The 18,917-nt window shown below is 74.4% G+C and carries 18 protein-coding genes and 1 tRNA gene; 14 read left to right on the top strand and 5 right to left on the bottom strand.

The genetic code is table 11. From position 1 onward, the window contains the following. Positions 1-437 precede the first annotated feature (437 nt). Entirely contained in the window at positions 438-1,115 is a 678-nt protein-coding gene (locus ACFYOS_RS21340; protein WP_387144184.1) for a DUF2064 domain-containing protein, read from the bottom strand. 156 nt (positions 1,116-1,271) lie between these two features. Here ACFYOS_RS21340 and fdh point away from each other — a divergent pair, with 156 nt between their 5' ends. The 11 genes from fdh (at position 1,272) to ACFYOS_RS21285 (ending at position 14,034) form a co-directional block, all read left to right on the top strand. Next, complete coding sequence (fdh, locus tag ACFYOS_RS21335) at positions 1,272-4,592, top strand: formate dehydrogenase (protein ID WP_387144182.1); 3,321 nt, start codon at positions 1,272-1,274, stop codon at positions 4,590-4,592. Then, positions 4,585-5,628: a 4Fe-4S dicluster domain-containing protein gene (locus ACFYOS_RS21330; protein WP_387144179.1), complete on the top strand. Its 1,044-nt coding sequence runs from the start codon at positions 4,585-4,587 to the stop codon at positions 5,626-5,628. Before fdh ends, ACFYOS_RS21330 begins: the two co-directional genes overlap by 8 nt. After that, a complete protein-coding gene (gene nrfD / locus ACFYOS_RS21325) occupies positions 5,625-6,884 on the top strand; it encodes an NrfD/PsrC family molybdoenzyme membrane anchor subunit (protein ID WP_387144176.1) in 1,260 nt (419 codons plus the stop codon). Before ACFYOS_RS21330 ends, nrfD begins: the two co-directional genes overlap by 4 nt. Positions 6,885-7,006: 122 nt before the next feature. Beyond that, the gene (locus tag ACFYOS_RS21320) at positions 7,007-8,221 is read left to right on the top strand and encodes an OFA family MFS transporter (protein ID WP_387144173.1); all 1,215 of its coding nucleotides are present in this window, start codon (positions 7,007-7,009) and stop codon (positions 8,219-8,221) included. A gap of 60 nt (positions 8,222-8,281) precedes the next feature. Beyond that, positions 8,282-8,377: transfer RNA gene (locus ACFYOS_RS21315), tRNA-Sec, on the top strand. 77 nt (positions 8,378-8,454) lie between these two features. Continuing rightward, positions 8,455-9,747, top strand: a complete 1,293-nt coding sequence (selA, locus tag ACFYOS_RS21310; RefSeq protein ID WP_387144170.1) for an L-seryl-tRNA(Sec) selenium transferase — start codon at positions 8,455-8,457, stop codon at positions 9,745-9,747. Positions 9,748-9,749: 2 nt separating this feature from the next. After that, entirely contained in the window at positions 9,750-11,513 is a 1,764-nt protein-coding gene (gene selB / locus ACFYOS_RS21305) for a selenocysteine-specific translation elongation factor (RefSeq protein WP_387144167.1), read from the top strand. A 30-nt stretch (positions 11,514-11,543) separates the two neighbouring features. Next, a complete protein-coding gene (locus ACFYOS_RS21300) occupies positions 11,544-12,257 on the top strand; it encodes a hypothetical protein (protein ID WP_387144164.1) in 714 nt (237 codons plus the stop codon). 44 nt (positions 12,258-12,301) lie between these two features. After that, entirely contained in the window at positions 12,302-12,499 is a 198-nt protein-coding gene (locus ACFYOS_RS21295) for a hypothetical protein (RefSeq protein WP_109944258.1), read from the top strand. Then, positions 12,499-13,776 (top strand): hemolysin family protein, encoded by a 1,278-nt coding sequence (locus tag ACFYOS_RS21290; RefSeq protein ID WP_387144161.1) that lies wholly within the window; start codon positions 12,499-12,501, stop codon positions 13,774-13,776. The genes ACFYOS_RS21295 and ACFYOS_RS21290 overlap by 1 nt, the downstream gene beginning before the upstream one ends. 72 nt (positions 13,777-13,848) lie before the next feature. Continuing rightward, complete coding sequence (locus tag ACFYOS_RS21285; RefSeq protein ID WP_387144208.1) at positions 13,849-14,034, top strand: hypothetical protein; 186 nt, start codon at positions 13,849-13,851, stop codon at positions 14,032-14,034. Positions 14,035-14,051: 17 nt separating this feature from the next. Here ACFYOS_RS21285 and ACFYOS_RS21280 read toward each other — a convergent pair whose 3' ends face one another. Further along, a complete protein-coding gene (locus tag ACFYOS_RS21280) occupies positions 14,052-14,708 on the bottom strand; it encodes a hypothetical protein (protein WP_387144158.1) in 657 nt (218 codons plus the stop codon). Between the two features lie 127 nt (positions 14,709-14,835). Here ACFYOS_RS21280 and ACFYOS_RS21275 point away from each other — a divergent pair, with 127 nt between their 5' ends. After that, the gene (locus ACFYOS_RS21275; RefSeq protein WP_387144155.1) at positions 14,836-15,042 is read left to right on the top strand and encodes a hypothetical protein; all 207 of its coding nucleotides are present in this window, start codon (positions 14,836-14,838) and stop codon (positions 15,040-15,042) included. Here ACFYOS_RS21275 and ACFYOS_RS21270 read toward each other — a convergent pair. From ACFYOS_RS21270 to ACFYOS_RS21260, 3 genes are all read right to left on the bottom strand, one after another. Continuing rightward, on the bottom strand, positions 15,039-15,515 hold the full coding sequence (locus tag ACFYOS_RS21270) for a hypothetical protein (protein WP_387144152.1): 477 nt from the start codon (positions 15,513-15,515) through the stop codon (positions 15,039-15,041). The two genes, ACFYOS_RS21275 and ACFYOS_RS21270, sit on opposite strands and share 4 nt — an antisense overlap. Then, the gene (locus ACFYOS_RS21265) at positions 15,512-15,721 is read right to left on the bottom strand and encodes a phosphatidylethanolamine-binding protein (RefSeq protein ID WP_073833194.1); all 210 of its coding nucleotides are present in this window, start codon (positions 15,719-15,721) and stop codon (positions 15,512-15,514) included. The genes ACFYOS_RS21270 and ACFYOS_RS21265 overlap by 4 nt, the downstream gene beginning before the upstream one ends. A 63-nt stretch (positions 15,722-15,784) precedes the next feature. Next, entirely contained in the window at positions 15,785-16,666 is an 882-nt protein-coding gene (locus tag ACFYOS_RS21260) for a universal stress protein (RefSeq protein ID WP_387144148.1), read from the bottom strand. A gap of 266 nt (positions 16,667-16,932) precedes the next feature. Here ACFYOS_RS21260 and ACFYOS_RS21255 point away from each other — a divergent pair, with 266 nt between their 5' ends. Together ACFYOS_RS21255 and ACFYOS_RS21250 are read left to right on the top strand one after the other, a co-directional pair. Further along, positions 16,933-18,120 (top strand): PP2C family protein-serine/threonine phosphatase, encoded by a 1,188-nt coding sequence (locus ACFYOS_RS21255; protein WP_387144146.1) that lies wholly within the window; start codon positions 16,933-16,935, stop codon positions 18,118-18,120. A 48-nt stretch (positions 18,121-18,168) separates the two neighbouring features. Further along, positions 18,169-18,636, top strand: a complete 468-nt coding sequence (locus tag ACFYOS_RS21250) for a MarR family transcriptional regulator (RefSeq protein WP_387144143.1) — start codon at positions 18,169-18,171, stop codon at positions 18,634-18,636. Positions 18,637-18,917: the final 281 nt, after the last annotated feature.

Below are 18,917 nucleotides of genomic sequence, written 5' to 3'. Positions count from 1 at the left end.
CCTCGTCGCCCAGCACTGGAACAACTGACAAACGCAATCACGCCGCTGGCCGGCACCCCGACACAGGGGTGCCGGCCAGCGGCCTTTTGCGTACCCAGAACACGACAGCGGCGGACGACCACGACGGGGCTGGGGGCGAGGGTGACCGGCGCAGGGATCAAGCCTGACCGCCCGGAGCCGGGCACCCTCGCCCCCAGCCCTAAAGCGCAACCACCCAGGTGACAGCGGTCACCGCGAGCGGCGGAAGAACGAACCACCCCGTACCGTTGTGCAGAGCGTCGGTGTGTCCAGTGTCCCCGGGCCTCACCCAAATTGCCTTCGCGGAATACCGTCCGGCTGGAGCCGCGTCGTGCCACTCGCCGAGAGGCGACCGGCACACCGACGCCCAGCGGCGCCCCGGCCACAAGCCGGGGCGCCGCTGTCTTAGCGTGTCCCCGTCAGGCCGGACCCGCGGGGGCGAGCACCGCCGCGACGGCAGTGGCGAAACGGCCGTGCGGGGCGGTCGCCGCCACCGCGACCGCGTCGGCCATCGTGTCGACGTCGCTGAGCAGCGGCAGGCTGACCACCCGCAGCCCCCGGGCGCGCAGCGCCCGCCGGGTACGCAGCCCGGTGTCCCCGCGCGACAGCGGCACCCCGCGCAGCGCCTCCGCCTGGCGGGGGTCGTGCAGCCCCAGCGCCCACCAGCCGCCGTCAGCGGCCGGACCGAGCAGGGCCGCGGCGGTGCCGGACAGCCGGCGGACGGCCCGGTCGAGCACCGGCGGGCGCAACTGCGGCGTGTCCATGCCGATCTGCAGGACCGGGCAGCCGGGGAAACGGGCGGCCACCTCGGCGTGCGCGGCGATCAGCCGGTCGGTGAACCCGCCGCCGCGTTGGTCGAGCAGGTGCCAGCCCCGGACGGCGCGGGCGAGCTCGGTACCGCGGACCGCCCGGCTCAGCGAGCCGCAGAGGGCGAGGGCCGGGGTGACGCCGGGGGTCGCGGTGACCGCGTCGAGGGTGTCCAGCAGCGCGGCGGCGGCGATGTCGGCCGCCTCGTCGGGCGTCGCCGGCGGGCAGAGCCGGGTCTTGACCAGGCCGGGCACCGGCGCCTTCGCCACCACCAGCAGCACCGGGGTCATCCGCGGGTCCCTGGCATGGGCCGCTCATTGCCAGCGGCCACCGCTTCAAACCACGCGCCTTGGGGAAAAATGATCTGCCGGTCAGGTCGCGGGCGCCCGGTGGCTGGCCTAGTGTCAGGAGGTCAGCTTCCGCCAGCGGGGGAGGGGGTGTTCCGGGTGGGTCTGAAGACCTTCATCGAGGGTTGGCCGGTCTACCGGCAGCTCACCGGCACTGACCCGCTCGGCCGGGGTGCGGCGGCCCAGTCGGCCAATTCGGCGGCCCTGACCGCGCGTACCGAGACGGCCGACAGCATGGCCCGGTCGGTCTGCCCGTACTGCGCGGTGGGCTGCGGGCAGCGGGTGTTCGTGAAGGACGGGCGGGTCACCCAGATCGAGGGTGATCCGGACAGTCCGATCTCGCGCGGTCGGCTCTGCCCGAAGGGCTCGGCAAGCAAGAGCCTGGTGGCCAGTCCGCTGCGGCAGACGAAGGTCCGTTACCGCCGGCCGTACGGGACCGAGTGGGAGGACCTGGACCTCGAGGTCGCGCTCGACATGATCGCCGACCGCGTCCTCGCTGCCCGCGATGAGACGTGGGAGGACGTCGACGACGAGGGCCGGCCGTTGAACCGGACGCTGGGCATCGCCAGCCTGGGTGGGGCGACGCTGGACAATGAGGAGAACTACCTCATCAAGAAGTTGTTCACGGCGGCGGGCGCACTGCAGATCGAGAACCAGGCCCGGATTTGACACTCGGCTACCGTCCCCGGTCTGGGGACCAGCTTCGGTCGCGGTGGCGCGACGGTCTTCCAGCAGGACCTGGTCAACGCTGACGTCATCGTCATTCAGGGCTCGAACATGGCTGAGGCCCACCCGGTGGGCTTCCAGTGGGTGATGGAGGCCAAGAAGCGCGGCGCCAAGGTTTTCCACGTCGATCCCCGGTTCACCCGGACCAGCGCGCTCGCGGACACGTACCTGCCGATCCGGGCGGGCACCGACATCGCGCTGCTCGGCGGCGTGGTCCGGTACATCCTCGACAACGAGCTCGACTTCCGGGAGTACGTCGTCGCCTACACCAACGCGGCCACCATCGTCAGCGAGCAGTTCGTCGATACCGAGGACCTGGACGGTCTCTTCTCCGGCTACCACTCGGAGACCGGCTCGTACGACGAGACCAGCTGGCAGTACGAGGGACACGAGGGGCGCACGCGGATCAGGGGAACCGGCCGGGAGCGTGACAGCGCGGCGGGCCTGCGGCACGAGTCGCACGGCATGCCGCTGCCTTCGGATGTCCAGCGCGACGACACGCTGCAGCATCCGCGCTGCGTCTACCAGATCCTCAAGCGGCACTTCGCCCGCTACACCCCGGAGATGGTGGAGCGCGTCTGCGGCATCCCGCAGGAGAAGTTCCTCGAGCTGGCCCGCGCCTGGACGGAGAACTCCGGCCGGGATCGGACTGGCGTGCTGGTCTACTCGGTGGGCTGGACCCAGCACAGCGTCGGTGTGCAGTACATCCGCACCGGGGCGATCATCCAGCTGCTGCTGGGGAACGTGGGGCGGCCGGGCGGCGGGATCATGGCCCTGCGCGGGCATGCCAGCATCCAGGGCTCCACGGACATCCCCACGCTGTTCAACCTGCTGCCGGGCTACCTGCCGATGCCGCACCACGCCATCCACCCGACCTTCGACAACTGGGTGGACCGGATCCGGCACCCCGGGCAGAAGGGCTTCTGGGGCAACTCGCGGGCCTTCGCGGCCAGTTTGCTCAAGGCGTACTGGGGCGACGCGGCCACACCGGAGAACGACTTCTGCTACGGCTACATGCCCCGGATGACCGGCGACCACGGGACGTACCAGACGGTGCTGAACATGATCGACGGCAACGTGAAGGGCTACTTCCTGCTCGGCCAGAACCCGGCGGTCGGCTCGGCGCACGGCCGGGCCCAGCGGCTGGGCCTGGCGAATCTCGACTGGCTGGTCGTCCGTGACCTGTTCCTGATCGAGAGCGCGACGTTCTGGCAGAACAGTCCCGAGGTGGCCACCGACGAGATCGTGCCGGAGGAGTGCCGGACGGAGGTGTTCTTCCTGCCGGCGGCCTCGCACGTGGAGAAGGAGGGCACCTTCACCCAGACCCAGCGGCTGCTGCAGTGGCGGGAGAAGGCCCTGGACCCCCCGGGTGACTGCCGGTCCGAGCTGTGGTTCTTCTACCATCTCGGACGCAAGCTGCGGGAGAGGCTGGCCGCCTCCACCAAGCCCCGCGACCGGGCGCTGCTCGACCTGGCCTGGGACTATCCGACGCACGGTCCGCTCGCCGAGCCGAGCGCCGAGGCGGTGCTGAAGGAGATCAACGGCTACGAGGTGGCCACCGGCCGCCCGCTGTCCGCGTTCGCCGAGGCGAAGGACGACGGCTCCACCGCGATCGGCTGCTGGATCTACTCGGGGGTCTACGCCGACGGGGTCAACCAGGCCGCCCGCCGAAAGCCCGGATCGGAGCAGACCTGGGTGGCCCCGGAGTGGGGCTGGGCCTGGCCGGCCAACCGGCGGATCCTCTACAACCGCGCCTCGGCCGATCCCGACGGCAGGCCCTGGAGCGAGCGGAAGAAGTACGTCTGGTGGGACGGCGAGAAGCGCGAGTGGACCGGGTACGACGTGCCGGACTTCGAGAAGACCAAGCCGCCGACGTACCGGCCGCCAGCGGGCGCCTCGGGCCCCGAGGGGCTGGCCGGTGACGATCCCTTCGTCATGCAGGGCGACGGTAAGGCCTGGCTGTACGCGCCGACCGGGGTGCTCGACGGACCGCTGCCGACCCACTACGAGCCCGCCGAGTCCCCGATGCGCAACCCGTTGTACGGCCAGCAGGCCAACCCGACCCGCAAGATCTACGAGCACCCGGTGAACCGGATCAATCCGAGTCCGCCGGAGCCGCATAGCCAAGTCTTCCCATACGTCTTCACGGTCAGCCGGCTCACCGAGCACCACACCGCTGGCGGAATGAGCCGCACCGTACGGCCGCTCGCCGAACTCCAGCCGGAGATGTTCGTGGAGGTTTCTCCGGAGCTGGCCGGCGAGGTCGGACTGGACCACCTGGGCTGGGCGCACCTGATCAGTGGGCGGGCGGTGATCGAGGCGAAGGTGCTGGTCACCGACCGGCTCACCCCGTTGCGGGTGGACGACCGGCTGATCCACCAGATCTGGCTGCCGTACCACTTCGGCCCGCAGGGCCTGGTCACCGGCGACTCGGCGAACGACCTGTTCGGCATCGCCTTGGACCCGAACGTGCTCATCCAGGAGAGCAAGGTCGGCACCTGTGACGTCCGGCCGGGCCGCCGGCCCACCGGACCAGCGCTGCTCGACCTGGTGGGCGACTACCAGCGGCGCGCCGGTATGACCCCGTACCGGAAGGTGCCGGTGGTCACCTCCGACGCGGCCAGCGGGCCCGCCATCGGCGACGAGCAGACGCCGGAGCAGGCGGCACAGGGCGGTGGAGGCGGGGATGCCTGACACCAACAGCCTCTACGGGCCGCTCGATCCCGCCCCGGACGCCGGGTGGACCGACGCGCCGCCCCGGATGGGCTTCTTCACCGACACCAGCGTCTGCATCGGCTGCAAGGCCTGCGAGGTCGCCTGCAAGGAGTGGAACGCCGTCCCGGCGTCGGGCTTCGACCTGCTCGGCATGTCCTACGACAACACCGGGGCGCTCACCGCCAACTCGTGGCGGCACGTCGCCTTCATCGAGCAGCCCCGCCCGGCCGGGCACCGCACCCCGCCGTTCGCCGGCGAGCCGACCGGGGCGGCGGCCAGCCCGGCCAGTGCGGCGGCCGCCGCCGATACGGCGGAGGACACCGGCACCGACCCCGGCCTACCTCCCGGTCAGCCGGCGGCCGCCGCGCGGATGGCCGCCGGGCCGGAGTTCCTCGGCATGCCCGCCGCGCAGCCACCCGGCCGGGCCACCGGCGCGGAGTCGCGCAGCGACTTCCGCTGGCTGATGATGTCGGACGTCTGCAAGCACTGCACCCACGCCGCCTGCCTGGACGTCTGCCCGACCGGGTCCCTGTTCCGGACCGAGTTCGGCACGGTCGTGGTGCAGGAGGACATCTGCAACGGCTGCGGATACTGCATCTCCGCCTGCCCCTACGGCGTGATCGACCAGCGCAAGGACGACGGCCGGGCGTGGAAGTGCACGCTCTGCTACGACCGGCTGGGCGCCGGCAAGACCCCGGCGTGCGCGCAGGCCTGCCCGACGGAGTCGATCCAGTTCGGGCCGCTGGACGAGCTGCGGGAACGCGCCGCCGCGCGGGTGGCCCAGCTGCACGAACGCGGGGTGCCGGAGGCCCGCCTCTACGGCCACGACCCCACCGACGGCGTCGGTGGCGACGGCGCGTTCTTCCTGCTCCTCGACGAGCCGGAGGTCTACGGCCTGCCGCCGGACCCGGTGGTCACCACCCGGGACCTGCCGAAGATGTGGAAGCGGGCCGGGCTGGCCGCCCTGGCCATGGCGGCGGCGGCCGTCGCCGCGTTCGTCGGAGGTTCATCGTGAGTCCGGACCGCCCTCCCGTCGGTGACCTCTTCCGCCGCTTCCGTGAGCGGCTCGCCGTCGAGGGGCTGGCCCGCCCCGGTACGCCGGGCGGCCACGCCCCGAAGGCGGGTGCCGCTCCGGCGATCCCGAACGGGAGCCGGGCGACCGGCAGTGGGGCCGGCGTGGCGCGCACCGACGCCGGGGCGGCCGAGGCCGGCCTGGCGCCGCAGCCGCCCCGCGACGCCCCCTTCACCGACGGGCGCGGCGGCCGCCGCCGGCGTGGCGGCGGGGAGGAACTCGCGGTGCCGCCCGCCGAGTTCACCTCGTACTACGGCCGGCCGATCCTCAAGCCGCCGGTGTGGAAGTGGGACATCGCCGCGTACCTGTTCACCGGCGGGCTCGCGGCCGGGTCCTCCCTGCTGGCGGCCGGTGGGCAGCTCACCGGCCGGCCGGCGCTGCGCCGGGCCGGCCGGCTCACCTCGCTCGCGGCGATCAGCGCCAGCACGTACTTCCTCGTCCACGACCTGGGCCGGCCGAGCCGGTTCCACCACATGCTGCGGGTGGCGAAGCCGACCTCGCCGATGTCGATGGGCACCTGGATCCTGAGCACCTTCGGGCCGGCCGCCGGGGTCGCCGCGATCGCCGAGGCCGTACCCTGGCTGCCCGAGCGGGGCCTGCTCGGCCTCGGCCGGCGGCTGCTGCCCCCGGTCGGGCACGCCGCCGGGCTGGTCGCCGCGGCCACCGCCCCGGCGCTGTCCACCTACACCGGCGTGCTGCTCGCCGACACGGCGGTGCCGTCCTGGCACGAGGCGTACCCGGAGCTGCCGACCATCTTCGCGGGCAGCGCGCTGGCCAGCGGCGCTGGCGTGGGGCTGCTCGCCGCGCCCACCGCACAGGCCGGCCCGGCGCGGCGCCTCGCCGTCGCCGGCGCGGCCCTGGAGCTGTGGGGCTCGCACCGGGTGGAGAACCGACTCGGCCTGCTCAGCGAGCCTTACACGGTCGGGACCCCCGGCAAGCTGCTGCGGGCCGGGCGGGCGCTGACCGCCGCCGGGGTCGTGGGCGCGCTGGTCGGCCGGCGTAGCCGGCTGCTGTCCGCGCTCGCCGGCGGCGCGCTGCTCGCCGCCTCGCTCTGCACCCGGTTCGGCATCTTCCATGGCGGGGTCGCCTCGGCGAAGGACCCGAAGTACACCGTGGTGCCGCAGCGGGAACGTGCAGGGCGTCGCGAAAACCGGGCACCAGACGTCAACGGGCCGGGCGCCGGCCCGAATTCGGGGTAGACACACGGCAGGCGCCAGGCCCATGAGCCGATACGGGGGTACCGCTCATGGCCACAACATCCGCGGATTCGCGGGGACATCGACAACCGACGCGAGGCCGGTGGGGTCTCGTGGTGGCGGCCGTGCTCGTCCAACTCGCGCTGGGTGCCGTCTACGCTTGGAGCGTCTTCAACAAGCCGCTCCAGGCCGAGTTCGGGTGGAGCAAGGCCGAGGTGGTGCTGCCGTTCGAGGTGGCGATCGGGACCATCTTCATCGGCAGCCTGGTGGGCGGGCGCATCCAGGATCGCCGCGGGCCGCGGCCGGTCGCGCTGGGCGGCGGGATCCTCTACGCCGTCGGCACCATGCTGGCGTCGCTGGTGTCGTCCAGCGGCCAGCTGTGGCTGCTGCTGCTCACCTACGGGGTGATGGGCGGCATCGGGCTCGGCGCCGTGTACATCACGCCGATCGCCATGCTCAGCAAGTGGTTCCCCGACAAACGCGGGTTGATCACCGGGATCGCGGTCGCCGGCTTCGGCTTCGGCGCCGTGATCACCGCACCGGTGGCGAAGGCGCTGCTGGCCGGGACCGACCACAAGACCAGCGTCTTCCTGCCGCTGGGCATCGCCTACCTGGTCGCGGTGCTGCTCGGCGCGTCGTTCTTCCGCAATCCGCCGCCCGGGTACCAGGTGCCGGGCTTCACCCCGGCGGTCGGCGGCCGGGCCGTCGCCGGCACCCGGGTCTACACCTTCGGCGAGGCCCTGCGCACCCGGCAGTGGTACCTGCTCACCCTGATCCTCACGCTCAACGTGACGTGCGGTATCGCGCTGATCTCCCAGGCCGCGGACGCCGCCCAGGCGGTGGCCGGCGTGAGCGCCGCGACCGCCGCCGGACTGGTCGGCATCCTCGGCCTGTTCAACGGCGGTGGGCGGGTGGCCTGGGCGTGGCTGTCCGACCGGATCGGCCGGATGAGCGCGTTCATCGGCATGCTCGCCCTGCAGGGAATCTGCTTCCTGATCCTGCCGCACTCCTCCGCCTTCTGGCTCTTCGCGGTCTTCGCCGCCCTGGTCTACCTCGCCTACGGGGGTGGCTTCGGCACCATGCCGGCGACCGCCGCCGACTACTTCGGCACCCCGAACGCGGGCGCCATCTACGGGGCGATGATCGTGGCCTGGAGCATCGGGGGAGTCGTGGGGCCGCTGCTCACCGCGCTGCTCTACGACGCCAGCGGCAAGAGCTACACCCTGCCCTTCACGGTCATCGGCATCCTCGCTTTCGTCGCGCTGGTGCTGCCGCCGATCACCCGCCTGCCCACCGCTCCCGGCGAGCCCCGGCCCCACTTCGAGACGTCCGGTCCCTGATCGGGGACGGGTACGCCCCTCCACAGGCGGCTGGAGATCGCATGTGGTTAAGTGCTGAGTGGAGGCGTTCAGGCGGCTGGTGCCCCTCCCGGTCTTCAAAACCGGTGTGGTCCGGGACCCGGGCCAGGCGGGTTCGATTCCCGTCCGTCTCCGCCAGGCAACCAGGGGAACACTGCCTCCGCGAGGCAACAAGGGACGCCGCCTCTGCGAGGCGTGCCAGGGGAGATGACCCGATGCGTGACGCCGACCCGCGGCGGCGGGTGCCGCGTACCGACGCGTTGCTCGCGGACCCGGCCCTCGCCGCCGCCGTCGGCGCGCTCGGTCGTGACCGGGTAAAGGCCGCCGTCGTCCGGGCCCAGCAGCGCGCCCGCCGCGGCGAGATCAGCCCCGACGAGGTACGCGACGCGGCGCTGGCCGAGCTGCCCGCGCCGGTGCCCCGGGCGGTGCTCAACGCCACCGGCGTCGTGCTGCACACCAACCTCGGTCGGGCCCCGCTGTCGACCGCCGCCGTCGAGGCGCTCGCCGCCGCCGCCGGGCACACCGACGTGGAGCTGGACCTGCGGACCGGGCGGCGGGCCCGGCGCGGCCGGGAGGCGCTCGACGCGCTCGCCGCCGCCGTGCCCGACGCGCCGGCCGTACACGTGGTCAACAACGGCGCCGCCGCGTTGGTGCTCGCCGCCACCGCCCTGGCCGCCGGCCGGGAAATCGTGGTCAGCCGCGGCGAGCTGGTCGAGATCGGTGACGGATTCCGCCTGCCCGACCTGCTGGAGAGCACCGGCGCGCGGCTGCGCGAGGTCGGCACCACCAACCGCACCAGCCGCGCCGACTACGTCGCCGCGATCGGCCCACGCACCGGATTCGTGCTCAAGGTGCACCCGTCGAACTTCGTGGTCAGCGGCTTCACCTCCGCGGTGCCGGTCGGCGAGCTGGCCACCCTCGGCGTGCCGGTGGTCGCCGACATCGGCTCCGGGCTGCTCACCCCCGATCCGCTGCTGCCCGACGAGCCGGACGCCGCCAGCACCCTGCGCGCCGGCGCCCACCTGGTCACCGCCAGCGGCGACAAGCTGCTCGGCGGCCCGCAGGCCGGCCTGCTGCTCGGCGCGGCCGACCTGGTGGAGCGGCTGCGTCGGCACCCCCTGGCCCGGGCCCTACGGGTGGACAAGCTGACCCTGGCCGCGCTCGCCGCCACTCTGCACGGCCCGACCACCCCCACCCGCGAGTCGTTGCACGCCGACCCGGCCGCGCTGCGCGACCGCACCGAGCGGCTGCGCGACCGGCTCGGCGAGGACGGCTGCAAGGCCGAGGTGGTGCCCAGCGCCGCGGTGGTCGGCGGCGGGGGCGCCCCCGGGGTGGAGCTGGACTCGTGGGCGCTGAGCCTGCCCGAGCGGTACGCCGATCCGCTGCGCATCGGCGCGCCGCCGATCCTCGGCCGGGTCGTGCACGGTCGGCTCCTGCTCGACCTGCGCTGCGTACCGGCCGACGCCGACGAGACGGTGCGGGCGGCGATCCTGCGGGTGGGTGGCTGACCGTGTGGGTCGTGGCCACCGCCGGGCACGTCGACCACGGCAAGTCCACCCTGGTCCGCGCGCTGACCGGGATGGAACCCGACCGGTGGGCGGAGGAACGCCGCCGGGGCATGACCATCGACCTCGGCTTCGCCTGGACCACGCTGCCCTCCGGCGGCACCGTCGCCTTCGTCGACGTGCCCGGGCACGAGCGCTTCGTGCCGAACATGCTCGCCGGCGTCAGCCCGGTCCCGGCCGCGCTGGTCGTGGTCGGCGCCGACGAGGGCTGGATGCCCCAGTCCGCCGAGCACCTGGCCGCGCTGGACGCGCTCGGAGTGTCGTACGGGCTGCTGGCGGTGACCCGCGCGGACCTGGCCGACCCGGGGCCGGCCCTGGCCCGGGCCCGGCAGGAGCTCGCCGCGACCTCGCTCGGCGAGGTGGAGGCGGTGCCGGTCAGCGGCACCACCGGCGCCGGGCTGGCGGAGCTGCGCGACGCCCTCGAGCGGCTCGTCGCCCGGCTGCCCGCCCCGGCGCTCGACGCCCCGGTCCGGCTCTGGGTGGACCGCTCGTTCACCATCCGGGGCAGCGGCACGGTGGTCACCGGCACCCTCGGCGGCGGTCGGCTGCGCGTCGGCGACCAGCTCGAGCTCGCCGCCACCGGTGAACCGGTCCGGGTCCGCGGCGTGCACTCGCTGAACGCCGCCCGGGTCGAGGTCGACGCGGTGGCCCGGGTGGCGGTGAATCTGCGCGGGGTGTCCCGGGACCGGGTGGCCCGGGGCGACGCCCTGCTCAGCCCCGGCCGGTTCCGGCTGACCGACCTGCTGGACGTCCGGCTCGCCGGCGACCCGGCCGCCGACCTGCCGGCCACCCTCACCCTGCACGTCGGCTCCGCCGCCGTGCCGGCCCGGGTACGCCCGCTCGGCCCGGACACCGTCCGGCTGCGGCTGGCCCGCCCGCTGCCGCTGCTGATCGGCGACCGGGCCCTGCTGCGCGACCCCGGGCGGCACCACGTCGCCGGCGGAGTGACCGTGCTGGACGTCGACCCGCCGCCACTGGGCCGGCGTGGCGCGGCCGCCGCCCGGGCCGGCGTCCTGGCGAGGCTGGACGGCCGGCCGGACCTGGCCGGGGAGCTGCGCCGCCGGCGGCTGGTCCGGGGCGGTGACCTGACCCGGATGGGGGTGCCGGTCACCGCGGCCCCGGTGGCCGGCGACTGGCTGGCCGACCCCGACCACTGGCGGGACCTCGGCCGGTGCCTCACCGAGGAGGTCGTCCGGTACGCCCGCGAGCACCCCCTCGAACCCGGCGTCCCGGTCGACGTGCTGCGCCAGCGGCTGGCCCTGTCCGACCGGGCCCTGGTCGAGGCGCTGCTGCGCCCACCGCTGCGGCTGCGGTCCGGCCGGGTCACCGCCGCCGCGGCCGACGCGCTGCCCGAACCGGTCGCCCGCGCGGTCGATCGGGTCCGAGCCGAGTACGGTGACCGCCCGTTACAGGCCCCCGAGGCGCACCGCCTCGCCGACCTCGGCCTCGGCCCCCGCGAGATCGGCGCGGCCGTCCGGGCCGGGGCGCTGCTCAGGCTGGCCGAGAACGTGGTGCTGCTGCCGGGCGCCCTCGACGACGCCGTCCGGGTGCTCGCCCGGCTGCCGCAGCCGTTCACGCTCAGCGCCGCCCGGCAGGCCCTGGACACCACCCGCCGGGTGGCCGTGCCGCTGCTGGAACTGCTGGACCGGCGCGGCGCCACCCGGCGCCTGCCCGACGACGCGCGCGAGGTGGTGGCGCCACCCGGCTGACCCGTTGCACCGGGGTGCGAGGGTGGGCTCATGATCATGCCGCCTTCCGGCAGCGCCCGGATCCGCCTGGACTGGTCCCGCCTGGGCCGCCGCGCGTTCCCCATCGCGGTGGTCGGGTGTTGGCTGGTCTGGGCGGCCCTCGCCTGGTGGACGGCTCCCCGCGCCGCCGACCAGGCGGAGCTGGACCGTGACCTCGCCGGGGGACGGGTCGTCACCTGGTTCCGGGCCGACGGCTGGAGCACCGATGCCGGCGCGTGGGGACGCCGGCCGCAGCCCCGGTACGCCTCGGAGGGCTGGATGGTCGTGTGGAGCCGTCCCGACGGTCAGATCCGCTACACGAACATGCCCGTCGACGGCTCGGCGACCGGATCCGACCCCATGGACGACCGGCTCGCCCGGAACGCCAGCCTCCGACTCGGAGATGCCCCGGCCGAGTCGCTCGCCAACGCGGCGGGACTGCTGGGCCTGACCCTCGGCCTCGGCTGGCTGGTCATGCTGGTGGCCGGGCCCCCACCGGTGGCCGGCACCCGGTGGTTCTGGTTCTGGATCGGCCTGTTGCCGTTCGGCCTCGGCGTGCTCGCCTGGCTCTACCGGGAACGGTGGCGGAGCGACGTGCCGCCGACCCGGGCACGGGGTTCCGGGTGGGCGGGCCTGGGTTGGCTGCTGGTCGGCGGGCTGCTCCTGTCGGTCGCGGTGGCGGGGCTGGGCGTGCTGCTCGGCGGCTACCTCGTGCCCGGCGGGTGAGCCAAGCGCCACCGGCGGCGTGTCCCGTCACCTACGGTGACGCCATGGACCCTTCGGCGGTCTGGCGGGACAAGAACCACCGGTGGCGGATCGAGGCGTACCGCGCACCCGACCTGCGGTTCGCCATCTTCGCCACGAACGGGACCACCGAGTCGGCGCCGCTGTGGCTGTTCGGGATGGCCGCGCTGGCCCGGTGGCTGATGACCCACGCGATCTCCCTTGACGACCTGGAGAACGACTGATGGGCGCCCAGCTCGCCCTGGTGCTGGTCCTGGTGCTGGTGAACGCGGCCCTTTCCGGCAGCGAGATGGCCCTGGTGACGTTGCGGGAGGGGCAGCTGCGGCGGCTGGGCCGGACCGGGCGTGCCGGGACGCAGCTGGTCCGGCTGGCCCGGGAACCGAATCGCTACCTGGCCACCATCCAGCTCGGCATCACGCTGGCCGGGTTCCTCGCCTCGGCGGCCGCCGCGGTGTCCCTGGCCGAGCCGCTGGTCGGCCCGCTGGGCTTCCTCGGCCGGGCCGCCCACCCGGTGGCCGTGCTGCTGGTGACCGTGGTGCTGACCTTCGTCACCCTGGTCGTCGGCGAGTTGGCCCCGAAGCGGCTGGCCATGCAGACGGCGGAACGCTGGGCGCTGCTCAGCGCCGCGCCGCTGGACCTGCTGGCCCGGCTGTCCCGCCCGGCGGTATGGCTCCTCAGCCGGGCCACCGATCTGCTGGTCCGGCTGGCCGGCGGGGACCCGCGCGCCAGCCGGCAGGAGATGACCGAGGAGGAGCTGCGGGAGCTGCTGGTCAGCCAGCGCGGGTTGTCGGCGCAGCAGCGGGAGATTCTGGCCGGGGCGTTCGACATCGCCGGCCGTACCCTGCGGGAGATCCTCGTGGCCCGCCGCGACGTGACCGTCCTGCCCGCGTCGCTGCCGGCGGCGGAGGCGATGCGCCGGCTGGCTGCCGCCGGCCGTTCCCGGGCGCCGGTCACCGGCCCGGGCGGGCTGGACGACGTCCGGGGGGTGGTGCACATCCGCGACCTGGTCGACGCTGACGGCGCCAGCACCGGGCAGCGGGCGCGGCCGCCGGTGCTGCTCCCCGGAACCCTCCCGGTGGCCGACGCCATGCGCCGGCTGCGCCAGCAGCACGAGCAGCTCGCCCTGGTGGTGGACGAGTACGGCGGCATCGACGGCCTGGTCACCATGGAGGACCTGCTCGAGGAGGTCGTCGGCGAGCTGTACGACGAGACCGACCCGGAGGTGCGCCGGGCCGTCCGGGAGCCGGACGGGGCGCTGCTGCTCCCCGGGGACTTCCCGCTGTACGACCTGCCCGACGTCGGGGTCCGCGTCACCTTCCCACTGTCACGGGAGTACACCACGGTGGCCGGGTTGGTCATGGCCGGCCTGGGCCGGGTGCCCACCGGGCCGGGGGAGCGGGTACGGCTGCCCGGGCTGACTGTCGAGGTGGTCGAGGTGGTCGACCGGGCGATCCGCCGGGTACGCCTGCGCGGCACCGCCGTCGGCTGCCGGGAGGAGTGAGGCCGTCCCCGAACGGGGGAACGTACGGCGAAACGCCCCGGACCGGTGCGGATCGTCCGTAGCGTCCGAGGCGTGAAAGACCGAGGACTGCGGACGTTCATCGCGGCGCTCGCCGGGCTCGCCGTCATCTACTTCGGGTCCACCGGCCACCGCTCGACCGGTGGCGAGGGCAGCGGCATCTCCGGCGGCGTGGTGCTGCTCGCCCTGATCGCCGCCGCGCTGGCCTGGCACCTCACCAAGCCCGGCCCGGCCAAGTAGCCACCGGACCGGAGGGCTCAGCGGGCGGCGGCCGCAACCCGGCTGACCTCGCCGGCCGACTCCTCGCCGAGCGCCACCCGGACCAGCGCCGACGCGAGGCGCCCGAAGTCCGCCTCGCGGACCAGCCCGGCCAGCCCGCTCGGGTTCGCGGGCAGGCCCAGCCGCCGTGCCCCGGCCAGGGTCCGCCGGTCGGCGTACGGGCGCACGTCCGGCCAGACCGACTGCGCCTCGCGCAGGAAGATGTCCGCGCCGGTCGGGCCGATGCCGGCGAACTCGGTGAGCAACCGGCGCAGCACCGTCCGGTCGCCGTCGGCCTCCTTGTGCATCCGGCGCAGGTCACCGTGCCACCGGTCCAGGCAGAGCCGGGCGCCGGTGCCGAGCATGGTGGCGGTCCGCTCGTCGTAGCGCCGGTAGTGGCCCCGGCCCAACGCGTCGACCCGGTCCTGCCAGCTTGCCGCCTCCATCGCCCGGGGGGTGCGATAGCCGGCGGCGAAGAGTTCCCGGGCCGCGGCGAGCGCCACCGAGGCCCGGATCCGGGTGCTCAGCAGCGTGGTGAGCACCAGCAGCTGGTAGAGCGGGCCGGGCCGGTCGGCGAGGGAGATCCCCGCCTCCTCGGCGTACGTGCGGCCCTGCCGGTCGAGCAGCACCTGCGTCACGTTCCGATCGTCTGGCATCCCGTCGAGGTACCCGACGCGGGCCGGTCCAGACGCCGGGCGGCACCCGGAATGCGCTCGGCGGCGGCGGGTACCCGGTCGACGTGCGCGGCCCACGTCGCGTGCTCCCACTGGGAAGGAGAGACCCGTGGTCAATCCGCAGCAGCAGGAGTTCCGCCGCAACAACCGGGGTGGCACCAGCCAGGACAGCAAGGTCCCCGGCGCGGCCGGGCACCCGCGCAACAGCGGCACGTCGAATGCGGACGTGGGGCGGCCGGTTCCGAAGGGCCAGGTCTCGCCGTACGGCCCGGCCGGCGAGCCGGTGGCCGACGACGAGAGCGGCCGGCAGGGCTAACCGCCCCGCCGAGACGGCGGCCGCAGCCTCCGCCAGGTGGCTGCGGCCGCCATTCCGTACGCCAGGTGCGGGATGAGATCCGACAACCAGTCGCCGGGTCGCCAGGTTCGGGGGTCGGACACGCCCAGCGCGGCGATCGACCCGTCCGAGGTGGCCATCACGCCGCCGCCGAGCAGACCCGCCGCCAGCGGCACTGGAATCCTGCGGCGGGCGGCGAGCACCCCGAAGAGGGCGCCGGCGGCGATCCCCGTCGCGTAACCGATCACCGCCCCGAGGCCGGAGCGGCGGTTGGCGGCCTTCTTCTCGGGCCCGAGGTCGAGGTGGGCGACGTCCGCCAGGCGCCCGGCGGTCTCCTCCGGGGTGCTGCTCGCCGGCCGGGCCCGGAGCACGATGTCCAGGTAGCTGACGACGTTCAGCGCGGTGGTGCCGACGGCGCCGGCGATGGCGCCGTCGACCACGGGTGCGGCCCTCACTTCGGGTCGCCCGGCTCGCGCTCGCCCTTCGGCCCGAACGTCCGCTCGCCCCGGACGATGCCCCGCTGGCCGCGGTCGTCCTGCAGGATCCGGTTCGCGACCTGGTTCGCCTCCTGGTCGGCGGCCCGCCCGGAATTCTCGATCAGATCGCGCAGGCGCGCCCGTTCCTTGTCGTACGCATTGCTGCCCGGCCGTGGTCCTGGCATCCCTGCCTCCTCCGGTCGTTGTGCCTTCCCGACCGTCTACCCGTCGCGGGCGGCGCCAACCGTTCAGCCGGGGGAGCGGAGCACGGTGACCGGGCAGTCGGCGTGGTGCAGCACCCCCTGGCTCACCGACCCGAGGAGCAGGCCGCTCAGCTCGCCGCGACCCTGCCCGCCGACGACGACCAGCTGCGCCTCGCGGGAGGCCTCGGTGAGCACGGCGACCGGCCGCCCGTGGACCGCCTCCCGGGTCACCGGCACCTCCGGGTAGCGCTCGGCCAGCCCGGTGAGCGACTCGGCCAGGATCCGGTCCTCCTCGCCGCGGAGTTGGTTCTCCTCGTAGACCAGCGGTTGCATGTCGCCGGGGCCGCCGGAGACCGGGTGGGTGTACGCGTGCACGGCGTGTAGCCGGGTGCCCCGGACCGCCGCCTCCTCGACCGCGAACTCGACCGCGGCCCGGGACAGCGCCGAACCGTCCACCCCGACCACCACCGGGCCGGTGGCCCGGGCCGCGCCGCGGGCCACCAGCACCGGGCAGTCGGCGTACGAGGCCACCTGGATGGCGACCGACCCGACCACCAGGGTGGCGAAGCCGCCGAGGCCGCGGTCGCCGAGCACGATCATGGTGGCGGTGGGGGACTCGCCGAGCAGCACCGCTGCGGCCTCCCCGTCGATGATCTCCCCGGAGACCCGCAGCCCGGGCGTCGTCCGCTCGGCCTCGGCGACCGCCGCCGCGACCAGTTCCTCGGCCTGGTGCCGCAGGCCGCCGCCGGGTGGCCCCTCGGCCGGCGCCGCCACGGGTACGCGCAGCAGCGGCCAGATGAACCCGTGCACCACCCGCAGCGGCCGGTGCCGTCGGGCGGCCTCCTCCGCGGCCAGGCGTACGGCCCGCAGCGCCGGCTCCGAGCCGTCCACGCCGACCACCACCGCCGCGCCGTTCGCCGAGTTCACGCTGTACCTCCTGGCCGCCAGGGGCCAGTATCGCGGCCGGTGGGGCGTCGCCGGGGCGATACCGCCGGAGCTGGCCCGTGACTCTCGGCGGGACCGTGCGGTGTGCCGGGGGTGCGAGACCCCGGCGGGTGTTCACGCAGGTCGAGCGGCGGGTGAGCCGGGCCCGTCACGGGCGTCGGGCGGCGGCCGGAGCCGGGGCGTCGGCGCGTGGTCCGTCCTTCGTATGATGCTTGCCCTGTAGCAATAGTCGTCCTCGGAGGATGAGCATGCCGGATGGGCTCGGACAGGTGTCACGCGCGCTGCGCGCGGCGCCGCCTGACCAGTTGGCCGAGGCCGCCGACCGGGCGCTGCGCCGGGCGCTCGGCGCCGCACGGACCGAGGTGTTCATCGCCGACTACCGGTTCAGTGGGCTCTGGCCGGTGCTCGACCCGGCCGCGCCGGACGGCGCCCTGCCCGACGGGCACGGCGTGGCGCGGCGCTGCTTCAGCAGCCAGCAGCCGGTGCTGGACACCGGCGAGGACGGACGCTGCCGGGCCTACCTGCCGTTGTCGGTCTGGGGCGAGCGACTGGGCGTGCTCATGGTCGAGCTGCCGGAGGCCCCGGCCGCTGCCACCGTCGAGGACGCCCGGGATGTCGCGGGCGAGCTGGCGGTGGCGCTGCGCGCCGCCGAGCGGGAGACCGACCGGTACCGCCGCGCCCGCCGGCGGGAGCGGCTCAGCATGGCCGCGGAGATGCAGTGGGACCTGCTGCCCGGGCGCAGCGTCACGCACGGCGAGTTCCTGCTGGCCGGGCAGCTCGAGCCGGCGTACACGGTGGGGGGCGACCACTTCGACTGGTCGGTCGACGGGGACCGGCTCACCGTCACCGTCCTCAACGGCGCCGGCAGCGGCCTGGCCGCGGCGCTGCTCACCGCGGTGACGGTGAACGCCATGCGCAACGCGCGCCGCTCTGGCGGGAGTCTGGTGGAGCAGGCCGAGCTGGCCTCGGACACCATCTTCTACCAGCACCGGGGCCGCCGGCACGTGGCCACGCTGCTGCTGGAGCTGGACACCCGGCGGGGCGTGGTGCGCGCGGTGGACGCCGGCTCGCCGCACGTGCTGCGGCTGCGCGGCGGCACGGTCACCCCGATCAGGCTGGAGCAGCAGTTGCCGCTGGGCATGTTCGCCGAGACCCGCTACGACATGCAGGAGTTCACGGTCGAGCCGGGGGACCGGCTCTTCGTGGTCAGCGACGGCGTGTACGCCGCGGAACCGGATGGCCAGGGACCCTACGGCGAAAAGGCCATGGCGCGCGCGATGCGATCCACTCGGCTGCAGCCGGCGACCGAAGCAGTTGGTACGGTGATGCGCGAACTGCACGCGTACCACGCCGACGCGGATCTCCGCGACGACGCGGTCGTCGTCTGCCTGGACTGGCGCGGTTCCAGCCCACCGGAGGACGCCGGCGGGCGGTGACCGGGCCGGCGGGGCGAAATTCGAGCGGGACGATCGCAGGGGACAGCGGTGGAGCGACCTCCGAATCTTGCCGCGGCCATTGATGCCGCTGCCGAGGCGCTCATCGGTGTGCTCGACTCCGCCACCACCCGGCACAACGTCAGCGTGTCCCCGACCCAGCTGCGCGTGCTCTCGCTGATCATGGCCCACCCGCACAGCAACGTGAATCGGCTGGCCGAGCTGCTGGACGTGGTGCCGTCGTCGGCGAGCCGGCTCTGCGACCGCCTGGAGGCGGTCGGCCTGCTGCGCCGGGTGGCCGACCCCCGCGACCGGCGCGAGGTTCGGCTGATCCCGACCACCGCGGCGGAGAGCCTGCTGCGGGAGTTGACCGAGCGGCGGCACCAGGCGGTCCAGGCCGTGCTGGACCGGATGCCCAACCGGGTGCAGCACGAGCTGCTGCTGGCGCTGCTCGCGTTCAGCCAGGCGGCATCGGTGGCCGCCCCGGCCGGGTCCGGCTCCACCGCGCGCTCGGCCTGACCCTGACCCCGATCCCACGCCCGCGGCACGCCCCATTCCACTAGTGTCCTAGGATGCCTTACAGGTGGTGCGCGCCGTCACACCAGACAGGCCGACGACACCGGAAGCGCAAGCCGAGGCGAGCCAGCACGGCCCGATATAGTGGCAGCGCAACTCGCCGGCCCATGATCGACACGATGGTGGGCCGCAATCGGGGAGGTCCCAGCCCGGGATCGCAGAGGGCGCCGGCGCTGACCGGCCGGCAACGCGCACGTGCCTGGAGCGGCCGATCACGGTCGGCC

Source organism: Micromonospora sp. NPDC005806 (assembly GCF_042871425.1).
GTDB lineage: Bacteria > Actinomycetota > Actinomycetes > Mycobacteriales > Micromonosporaceae > Micromonospora.
This window is presented reverse-complemented; position numbering and strand designations above follow the sequence as displayed.